The sequence below is a fragment of the Streptomyces sp. NPDC007929 genome (assembly GCF_042959065.1).
In the GTDB taxonomy this organism is placed as follows: domain Bacteria; phylum Actinomycetota; class Actinomycetes; order Streptomycetales; family Streptomycetaceae; genus Streptomyces.
Genome location: NZ_JBIBKD010000013.1, coordinates 172,753 through 180,381 on the forward strand (window position 1 = coordinate 172,753; position 7,629 = coordinate 180,381).

A 7,629-nucleotide genomic window follows, 5' to 3' on the forward strand; every position below is an offset into this window, starting at 1 on the left:
GGGAGACGCGCGATGTGCCTGGTGCGGAGCTCCCGTGCAACTGGCGGGAGCGGCCGCACACGGGCGCCGGTACTGCCGGCCGGCGCACCGGCAGGCGGCCTGGCGCGCCCGGCGCCGCTGGCGCGAGGCCAAGCTCGCCCACGACAAGGTGGCCGAGGCAGGCGAGGTCCTCCTGCTGCACGTCATGAGCGTCACCCAGCTGCCCGCGCAGCCCCCCTCGCCCGCGTCACCCGCTCCGTGGCAGTGCGCTGCCGCCGCGCGCGTTCCCGAGCTGGCGGAGCAGCTGCTGCGGGCGGCGGTGCTGGCGGACCGGCGGGCCGGGGCGAGCTGGGAGCAGATCGGCGCCGGTCTCGGCATCAGCGCGGAAGCGGCCCGGGGCCGCTTCGGGCGCGTGCGCGGCACAGCTCGTGCCGACCGGCGAGGATGAGGACCGTGCGATCTCCCGCTGGCCCCGGTGCCGACCGCAACGAGATCCTGCCGGACTTCGTTCTGGCCGACGTGATGCGCGAGACCGGCGCCTCGGTGGGCATGGTGTATCTGCTGCCGCCGGGGGAGCAGGTGCTGCACCTGGAGATGACATCGGGCGTGTCCCGGCAGATCGCGGCCCCGTGGTCCCGTATTCCGGTGAACACCTCGATCCCGGTGGTGGACGCCATGCGGGAGCGGCACCTGGTGTGGCTGGGCAGCCAGGAGGACATCGCGCGCCGCTATCCCCGCCTCGGGATCGTCCTGCCGTACGACTTCATGCTCGCCGCGGCCCCGATCATCAGCGACGCCGCCGTGTGGGGTGGCATCGTGCTGCTGTGGCCGGCCTGGCACGCGCCGCAGCTCAGCGCGGCGGAACGGAAGGCCATCACCGCCGGCTGCCACCGTGCGGCAGCCCTCCTGGACCGGGCCACCGAGGGCGGCCGCGCGCTGCGCCTGTCGGACGAGCCCCGCCTGCTCATGGCGCCGCCGTCCCGCGAGGCCGACCCGGCCCGGGCCGCGGCGGCCCTGGACTTCACCGACCGCACGCCGCTGGGCTGCTGCTCCCTCGACCTCGACGGCCGGATCACCTTCATCAACCCCGCCGGGGCCCACCTCGTGGATGCCGGCGCCGCCGCCCTGCTGGGCAACCGCCCCTGGGAGGTGCTCCTGTGGATGCACGACCCGGTCTTCGAGGACGCCTACCGGACGGCGGTGATCTCCCGCCGGCCCCACACCTTCACCGCCCGGAGCCCCGCCGACGTCTGGCTGCGCTTCCAGCTCTACCCGGACGACCGAGGCATCAGCATCCACATCGCTCCCGTCGCCGGGCAGCACACCGGCACCGAGCAGGATCCGCGGTCCGTCGGCACCGAGCAGGATCCGCAGCGCGCCGGCCCGGTCTCGTCGGTCGGCGCGGGCGGGCTGTACCACCTGACGCACCTGGCCGCCGCACTGGCGGAAGCCGCCAGCGTCCACGACGTGGTCGAACTGGCCGCCGACCAGACCGTGCCCGCCTTCGGCCCCCGCGCCATGGCCCTGCTGACGGTGAACGAGGGACGGCTGCGCATCACCGGCTACCGCGGCTACGGCCCCGAACTGATGGCCCGCTTCGACGCGGCCCCCCTGACCGCCGACACCCCCGCCGCCCGCGCCATCATCACCGGCGCACCCGCCTTCTTCCCCACCTTCGCCGACCTCAAGAAGAGCTACCCCGCGGCGGTGCACCAGGACGACATGGCCGCCTGGGCCTTCCTCCCCCTGATCGTCACCGGCCGGCCGGTCGGAACTCTCGTCCTCGCCTACGACCACGTCCGCCCGTTCCCGCCCGCCGAACGCTCGCTGCTGAGCTCACTGTCCGGCCTGATCGCCCAGGCCCTGGACCGAGCCCGCCTCTACGACGCCAAGAACGACCTCGCCCACACCCTGCAGACCAGCCTGCTGCCGCACACCCTCCCCGCGGTTCCCGGCCTGGACGTGGCCGCCCGATACCGGCCCGCCAGCCACGGCATGGACATCGGCGGCGACTTCTACGACCTCATCGATCCCGCACCCCGCATCGCCACCGCGGCGATCGGCGACGTCCAGGGCCACAACACGACCGCCGCCGCCCTCATGGGGCAGGTCCGCACCGCGGTGCGCGCCCACGCCACCGCCGGCTCCTCACCCGGTGACATCCTCACCCGCACCAACCGCCTTCTGACGGGCATCGACCCCGGCCTGTTCGCCAGCTGCCTCGTCGCCCACCTCGACCTGGGCCGCCACCGCGCCCGCCTCGCCACCGCCGGACACCCTCCACCCCTGCTGCGCCACCCCGGCAAACGCACCGAAACCCTCCGCCTGCCCCCGGGACTGCTCCTCGGCATCGACGAGCACGCCGACTACCCCACCACCGAGATCGACCTCCCGCCCGGCGCCGTCCTCGCCCTCTACACGGACGGACTCGTCGAACGCCCCGGCACCGACATCGACGACGGCATCACCGCACTCGCCCACCAGCTCACAGCGGACCACACCTCCCTGGACGACCTCGCCGACGCGCTCATCGACCACGCCGAACGAACCGCACCCCGCAACGACGACATCGCCCTGCTCCTGCTGCGCCCGCACCACGGAACCTGACCAAGTGCCGCTGCCCGAACGGGAAGCCCCTCTGCCTCATCGTCCCCCGTCAACGGGCCGATCCGGATGGTGTACTGCGGGTGGACGAAGGCGACGGCCCCCGGTCGAGCGCCCGCGTCCTTCCGTCATCCTTCGCAAGGGGGGTACAGCGTGCAGACCACGTCCTATACGTTTCTCTCCGGTCACCCGAAGAACCACGAGGCCACCCCCATTTTCGACCGCCTGGTCTTCGAGCGCGGCGACGTTCCCGCGCAGGTGCGCCGCGACGCCCAGCGCCTGGAGCGTGACCTGGCCCGGGCGATGAATTTCGCAGGAGGCGACACCGCCATCCCCCTGCAGCAGGCCCACGGCCTGCCTCCCATTCACCCCACGCCCTAGCGCGCCCCCGCATTCACGCCGAATTCCGGGTGCGGGTGCGGGTGCATTGCTCATTGATTCTGAGCGATATGGAATTCACGGCGAGGCTTTCCGCCGTCGAAGGCGTCGTCCTGTGACAACCTCCGACGGCGCGGCGTGGGGCGAACTTCACACTGGGTCAGACATTCACGCTGGGTCAGACATGCACGCTGGTCGCGATCTTCTTGAGCGTATGGCGGGCAAGCGCGAGGTTGCTGCGCGCGCGGTCGAGCGCGAGGTAGACGAACAGGCCGCCGCTCTTGGCGGGCAGCAGCCGGATCAGGTGATACTGCTCGCCGAGAGTGATCAGGATGTCCTCGATGGAGTCGTCCATCCCAAGTGCCTTCAGCGTGCGCGTCTTGGCGCGGACGACCTCGGTGTTACCGGCCGCCGCGACCTCCAGATCCAGGCCCCTGCCGCCACCGGCAGCGCCCAGCGACATACCGCTTTCACAGTCGACCACCGCCGCTCCGATGGCGCCGTCGATGGCCATGGCCTCTTTGAGCGCGGTCTCGATCTCCATACTTCCGCCTTCCACGAATTCACGCCTGATGGCATGTCAGAAAAAGGGCCTCCGGATGGCCTGTTCTGAAGCTTGCGGCTTAAACTAGTGTGCTTTCCGGTTAATCGTGAAGTCTCCAGTTCATCGTGAAGTCTCCAGAGAAAGGGTTCCTGGTGCCGTCCGTCGAAGACCACCTGCATGCTCTTCTCGACGAACCGGGGGTCGCCGGCGCCGTTCTGGCCGACGCGGTGACCGGACTGACCTACGGCGAGGCCGGGAACCACCCGGCGGACGGCGAGGGCTGCAGCCGTATCGCCGTACTGGCGGAGGACCGCCTCCATGCCGCCGGAGGGCGGGGAGCACTGGAGAGCATCGTCGTCACAAGCGCCCGCCGGACAGTCGTCCTGCGTCTGCTGCCCGGACCCACAGACCCGCTGCTGCTGACGGTGACACTGGAGCGCGAACAGGCGAACCTCGCCCTCGTGATGCGTCGCCTGGAGCGCTACGGCGACGAGGCCGCCGGATGAGCCCGCGCGCGAACCGGCCCAGAAACCTGCCGGCCCTGCTCCTGGACCTGCACACCCAGGAACACACCGGGACGGTCGTCGTCTCCGGTTCTCCCGGCAGCCGCATTCATCTGCGCGCGGGCCGGGTACAAGCCGTCGAGACACCCGGATCGCCCGGCGTGGAAACACTGCTGCGCGGTTCCGGTCGGCTGACCGAGGAGGCCTGGTCCGCCCTCTGCGCGGCGGCCGAGTCGGCGGACGGCGATCTCGCCGCCCACCTCGAGGAGCGCGGACTGCTCAGCCGGCACACCTTCGACGTCATCTGCACATCCGCGGTGTTCGACGCGGCCTTCGTCACGGCGCTCACCGTGCCCGACGGCTGGGAGGTGACCGAGGAGGCCACCCCCGTGCCCTGGTCGGGCCCCTCCTTCGCCCCCCGCCGCCTGGCCGCCGAGACGACTCGGCGCCTGGACGTGCTCACCGCGCACTGGGGCGCGCCGGCCCCCGAGGTCGCCCGCACACCCGTCCTCGCGGCCGCGAACCCGCCGCAGCGCATCCCTCCCCGGTACGCGGCCCTGCTCCAGGCCGCCAACGGCCGCCGGACCCCCCGGGACATCGCCTTCGCCCTGGGGCGCGGCACCTACGCCGTCATGCTCGACCTTGCCAGGATGCGCGAACTCGGCCTACTGCGTGGCCCCACCGGCCCCGGCACGCCGCGGCCGAGCACAGCGCCCCGCCGACCGGACCGGCGCTCACCCGGCCGCGGCAGGTCGGCATCCCTGCCGCGCCGAAACCCCGGCAGCCACCGCGCCGACCCGGACCAGTGACAGATGACCCGCTAGGGCCCGGACGAACGCCCGGACGCGAACCCGCTGTTGCCTGTCCGGACCCGCCTGAAGAACCTGCCGTGAACGGGCCCCCAAGCCAGGGACCCGCCGCCCCTCGAGGAGCAGCATTGTCAAGTCTTCCTGCGCACGCACCAGTCGTCGAAGTCCTGGCCGGCCTGCGCGAGAACGTGACGGGACTGAACGAGACGGTCCTGTCGACCGTGGACGGCCTCGCCGTCGCCGCGGACGCCGACACCGTGTGCCCCGACTCCGTCGCCGCGCTCTGTGCCGCCTCCCACAGCCTCTCCCTGCGCCTGGCCCAGGAGGTCGGAGGCGGGCCGCTGCGGGAAGTGATCACCCGCAGCGCGGGACGGTGCATCATCATCGAGACCGTGGGCGAGCGGGCGTTGCTCACCGTCGTCGGAGACGAGGGCCTGGACCTCCTCGCGCTGCGCCGGGAGCTCAGAAGGGCCGTCGAACGGCTGGAGGAGATACTGAGGGCCGACTCCCCGGCCTGACCGGAGAACCCGGAGCATCTCGCAGCTCACCTTCGGCGTCGAGGAGGAGGGATATCAGGTCTTCCGCGTCGAGTAGGGCACGTGGAAGTTCTCCGCGAGGCAGTGACGAGCCCCTGGTCCGGTGGACGTCAGGCGTTGAGTGCGCGTCCGGCGGTGGCCAGCACGAGGCGACGCGGCGCGAACCGGGGCGCCAGGGCGGACAGACGGTTCGTTATACCCGCCACAGTGCTCGCCGGCGTCCTGCGGCGTTCCAGGGCGCGCCGCGCGGCCGTCACCACCTCCGCCGGGGAGGACACCCGCCCGACCGCGGCTTCCTGTGTGCCGACCACGTCGAAGAACTCGGTGCTGACCGGTCCCGGCGACACCGCCAGCACCCGCAGCGGCGACCGGCGCGTCTCATGGGCGAGAGCCTCGGTCAGACTGAGAACGAACGCCTTGGTCGCGCCGTACACGGCCATCGCGGGGGTCGGCTGATACGCGGCGGTGCTGGCCACCATCACCAGCGCGCCCCTGCCGTCGGCCACCAGCTCCGGCAGGAAGACGCGGCTCAGCTCGGCGACCGCGCCGACGTTGACCTGGATCATGCGGGTGATCTGCTCGGGCTCCTGCTCGGTGAAGGCACCGTGGCTGCCGAAGCCGGCGTTGTTGATCAGCGTCTGCACCGTGATGCCGCGCTGGGCGAGCTGCGCCTTGAGGGCGGCCGCGGCACCCGGCCGGGCGAGATCGGCGGCCAGGGGCGTGGCGGTGATGCCGTGCTCGCGCTCCAGGGCGCCGGCCAGTTCCTTGAGACGGTCCAGGCGCCGGGCCACGAGCACCACGTCGGCGCCGCGCTCGGCCCACTGGCGGGCGAATTCCTCACCGAGGCCGGCACTGGCCCCGGTGATGAGCGCCGTCGTTCCTTGGTAGGACATGCGCGTCATGGTGGTGCTCCGCTCCGATGGGCGATGGGACAATCAATGTAGGCAGCTGACATCATTGTAGTCAACCGACAACATTGAGAGGGGATCGCCGTGACCGACGGCTCCTACCACCACGGCAACCTCAGGACCGCCCTGCTGGAGCGGGCCGAGGCCGTCCTGACCGAAACCGGGCCCACCGGACTCTCGTTGCGTGGTCTCGCCCGCGACCTCGGCGTCAGCCACGCCGCACCCACGCGCCACTTCCGGGACCGTCAGGCCCTGCTCGACGCTCTGGCGATCACTGGCTTCACCGAGTTCAACCGGCGACTCCAGGCGGCGGCGGAAGGCCGGGGCACCGTCGAGGAACGGCTGGCGGCGCTCGGCAAGGCCTACCTGGACTTCGCGGTCGAGCGGCACGCACTGCTGACACTGATGTTCACGGCCAAACACGAGGAACACCCCGACGACGGACTTCGCGAACTCGGGCACCAGGCCCTGGACATCACTTCCCGGCTCCTCGCCGAAGCGCAGACGGCCAACGTGGTGCGCCCCGGAGACCCCGTGCGACTGGCCCAGGTCGCCTTCTCCACCGTGCACGGACTGGCCGTCCTGGCCGTCGGCGGCCTGCTGGACGACACGCCGCTCGCCGAAGCCACGGACCTGGCACTGAACATCCTGCTGACCGGCCTGCGGCCCGCGACCTGAAGCAAGCGAGCCGACGAGAACATGACCCGCAAACGATCAGCACCCGGCCCGGTGCCGCACAAGGACCGCTATCGAGCAGTCGCCCTTCGCGGTGGGCGCCAACGGCGAAGTGGGCACGATGTGGATCAGAACACGACGTCGCTCACGCGCCGCTCACGGCTCACGGCACACTATGGAATCACCCGGCGTCACCGTTCTCGATCTAGACTTGGCGGCCGCCCTGGACGTCTCACGGCAGGAAACCTGGGCCGCGGCGCACAGCCAGTACACCGCGCCATCGACCCCGGACCGGCCCGACGAAGCGATCAACGCTGACCAGGATGGTGGTACCGTACCTGATCCCAGACTCTACACAGGGTGCAGTCGTGATGCAGCGTGAGGAGTTCGGTTTCGAAGGGGAGGGGCTTCGGGTGGAGCGCAGCGGAACCCGTCAGTGAGGCCGGCTGTCGGTCAGTTTTGAAAGGCTGTCATCTCTGTTGTGGAGGTGACAGGTTGATTCCCCAGTGGTTGCACAGGCCTGCACATGGTGCCACCTGACTTTTGTAGCTAGCTGGAATCCCGCTTGCGGGATTCCTGTCAATTCGCGCAAGCGCGAATTGACACACTGCCAGAATTCCGCTTGCGGAATTCAATTCCCGCGCTTGCGCGGGAATTTGGCGGAGTGTTACTTGGCGGAGCGTTAGCGGAGCC

At 70.8% G+C, this 7,629-nt stretch carries 9 protein-coding genes; 7 read left to right on the plus strand and 2 right to left on the minus strand.

The features are described 5' to 3' along the window. Positions 1-34 precede the first annotated feature (34 nt). The 3 genes from ACFZDE_RS34505 (at position 35) to ACFZDE_RS34515 (ending at position 2,964) form a co-directional block, all read left to right on the plus strand. Positions 35-427 carry a hypothetical protein gene (locus ACFZDE_RS34505; RefSeq protein ID WP_391005318.1) on the plus strand — a complete coding sequence of 131 codons (393 nt, stop codon included), beginning with the start codon at positions 35-37 and terminating at the stop codon, positions 425-427. Then, positions 424-2,586, plus strand: coding sequence for a SpoIIE family protein phosphatase (locus tag ACFZDE_RS34510; RefSeq protein WP_391207011.1), 2,163 nt, complete (start codon positions 424-426; stop codon positions 2,584-2,586). The genes ACFZDE_RS34505 and ACFZDE_RS34510 overlap by 4 nt, the downstream gene beginning before the upstream one ends. A 150-nt stretch (positions 2,587-2,736) precedes the next feature. Next, positions 2,737-2,964 (plus strand): hypothetical protein, encoded by a 228-nt coding sequence (locus ACFZDE_RS34515; RefSeq protein WP_391005322.1) that lies wholly within the window; start codon positions 2,737-2,739, stop codon positions 2,962-2,964. Between the two features lie 175 nt (positions 2,965-3,139). On the opposite strand, the gene ACFZDE_RS34520 is transcribed toward ACFZDE_RS34515, so the two are convergent. Continuing rightward, on the minus strand, positions 3,140-3,505 hold the full coding sequence (locus ACFZDE_RS34520) for a hypothetical protein (RefSeq protein WP_391207014.1): 366 nt from the start codon (positions 3,503-3,505) through the stop codon (positions 3,140-3,142). 152 nt (positions 3,506-3,657) lie between these two features. Here ACFZDE_RS34520 and ACFZDE_RS34525 point away from each other — a divergent pair, with 152 nt between their 5' ends. The 3 genes from ACFZDE_RS34525 (at position 3,658) to ACFZDE_RS34535 (ending at position 5,335) form a co-directional block, all read left to right on the plus strand. Beyond that, the gene (locus tag ACFZDE_RS34525; protein ID WP_391005326.1) at positions 3,658-4,011 is read left to right on the plus strand and encodes a hypothetical protein; all 354 of its coding nucleotides are present in this window, start codon (positions 3,658-3,660) and stop codon (positions 4,009-4,011) included. Beyond that, on the plus strand, positions 4,008-4,817 hold the full coding sequence (locus ACFZDE_RS34530) for a hypothetical protein (protein ID WP_391207017.1): 810 nt from the start codon (positions 4,008-4,010) through the stop codon (positions 4,815-4,817). The genes ACFZDE_RS34525 and ACFZDE_RS34530 overlap by 4 nt, the downstream gene beginning before the upstream one ends. Before the next feature lie 128 nt (positions 4,818-4,945). Beyond that, positions 4,946-5,335 (plus strand): roadblock/LC7 domain-containing protein, encoded by a 390-nt coding sequence (locus ACFZDE_RS34535; protein ID WP_391005330.1) that lies wholly within the window; start codon positions 4,946-4,948, stop codon positions 5,333-5,335. 128 nt (positions 5,336-5,463) lie between these two features. Here the strand turns inward: ACFZDE_RS34535 and ACFZDE_RS34540 are convergent, their stop codons facing one another. Beyond that, positions 5,464-6,246: an SDR family NAD(P)-dependent oxidoreductase gene (locus ACFZDE_RS34540; RefSeq protein WP_391207021.1), complete on the minus strand. Its 783-nt coding sequence runs from the start codon at positions 6,244-6,246 to the stop codon at positions 5,464-5,466. Positions 6,247-6,345: 99 nt separating this feature from the next. On the opposite strand from ACFZDE_RS34540, the gene ACFZDE_RS34545 reads away from it, so the two are divergent. Further along, complete coding sequence (locus tag ACFZDE_RS34545) at positions 6,346-6,939, plus strand: WHG domain-containing protein (protein ID WP_391207023.1); 594 nt, start codon at positions 6,346-6,348, stop codon at positions 6,937-6,939. Positions 6,940-7,629: the final 690 nt, after the last annotated feature.

Bases quoted from the DNA above. Each gene is read 5' to 3' on its own strand.
- ACFZDE_RS34520 (WP_391207014.1), bottom strand. From the start codon at position 3,505: ATGGAGATCGAGACCGCGCTCAAAGAGGCCATGGCCATCGACGGCGCC.
- ACFZDE_RS34510 (WP_391207011.1), top strand. From the start codon at position 424: ATGAGGACCGTGCGATCTCCCGCTGGCCCCGGTGCCGACCGCAACGAG.
- ACFZDE_RS34530 (WP_391207017.1), top strand. From the start codon at position 4,008: ATGAGCCCGCGCGCGAACCGGCCCAGAAACCTGCCGGCCCTGCTCCTG.
- ACFZDE_RS34540 (WP_391207021.1), bottom strand. From the start codon at position 6,246: ATGTCCTACCAAGGAACGACGGCGCTCATCACCGGGGCCAGTGCCGGC.